Origin of the sequence: Streptomyces humicola, from assembly GCF_024436035.1 — a bacterium.
In the GTDB taxonomy this organism is placed as follows: domain Bacteria; phylum Actinomycetota; class Actinomycetes; order Streptomycetales; family Streptomycetaceae; genus Streptantibioticus_B; species Streptantibioticus_B humicola.
On record NZ_JANFNG010000077.1, the window covers coordinates 1 to 1,071 of the forward strand.

Annotated in this window: 2 protein-coding genes; both read right to left on the reverse strand. The window is 68.8% G+C overall.

Translation table 11 applies throughout. The features are described from left to right. Positions 1–308 precede the first annotated feature (308 nt). Positions 309–923, reverse strand: coding sequence for a hypothetical protein (locus NGB36_RS33015; protein WP_255924346.1), 615 nt, complete (start codon positions 921–923; stop codon positions 309–311). A 72-nt stretch (positions 924–995) separates the two neighbouring features. Continuing rightward, a partial coding sequence (locus tag NGB36_RS34015; RefSeq protein ID WP_372509591.1) for an adenosylhomocysteinase occupies positions 996–1,071 on the reverse strand: 76 nt, incomplete at its 5' end.

Genomic DNA, 1,071 nt, shown 5'->3' on the forward strand with positions numbered 1-1,071 from the left:
AGACCGTCTCACCGGCCCCTCCGGGCTTTCCCTTCGATGTTTCCGACTCTATCAGCTTCGCGATCAGTCCCGTAAATCGGCGTTCGCTTTATCCGATAGTGGCTCGGAGGTGTGCCCTTCGAGAGAGCTCCTCCGGAACGAGGGTAGACACTACCCGGGCGACCCGAGCTTGTCCACCTATCGACAACCGTTCAAAGCTACCTCCCCGATCCCACCGTGTCAACGGGTTCGCCGGGAAACCGGAAGACTAGCAGCTCAGCGGGGTTGGGCGCACATCCGGTGCGCGGCCGCCCGGCCTCACACAGGCCTCAGACGAAGGTGGACGGCGGCGTGTCGAGGTCCTCCAGCTCGACCCCGGGCGCTGAGAGGACGACGTCGCCCGCGATGTGCAGGAGGTGCTGCTCCCCCGTGTCGAGGGCCGTGACCTGGTACTCGTTCACTGTCAGGGTCCCGTTGTCAGTGGGGTGTGCTGTCCTGTTCACCAGGGCCCAGGACTGGTCGACGGTACGCGGGGCGAGGACGGGGTGCGTGAAGGCGACGAGTCGGACACGCGTGGGTGGGCTGCCGAGGACTGGACACAGGAGTCGTGCAGTGGCGACGAGGAAGGCGGGGGATGTGCCAGTGAAGGAGTGGGCGGGGGCGTTGCCTTCTTGGGCGTGTTCGCCGGTGGCGTCGGTACGGACCCAGGTGACGCCGTCGAGGGCGGTGCCGCGCACCTGCCAGTCGCCGGAGTGGAGTTCGAGTCGGACGGGGCGGCCGAGGTCGTCGAGGGTGAGGTCCACCGAGCCGGTGGTCCGGCCGCTCGCATCCGTGGTGCGGGCGGTGTAGCGCCAGCCCGAGGGGCCGGTGGCGCAGTGGAACTGTTCTTCTCCCAGGGGGGTGTGGTCGTGAGTGTCGTGGAGCGAGTAGCGGCCGCGGGGCATGGTGGGGGCTTCCGGTTCGGCGAAGCGCGAGGCCCCCGCCGGAGGTGCCGACGGGGGCCTGCGTCAGGCGGTTCAGTACCGGTAGTGGTCCGGCTTGTACGGGCCCTCGACCGGGACGCCGATGTAGGCGGCCTGCTCGGGGCGGAGC

Bases quoted from the DNA above. Each gene is read 5' to 3' on its own strand.
- NGB36_RS33015 (WP_255924346.1), bottom strand. From the start codon at position 923: ATGCCCCGCGGCCGCTACTCGCTCCACGACACTCACGACCACACCCCC.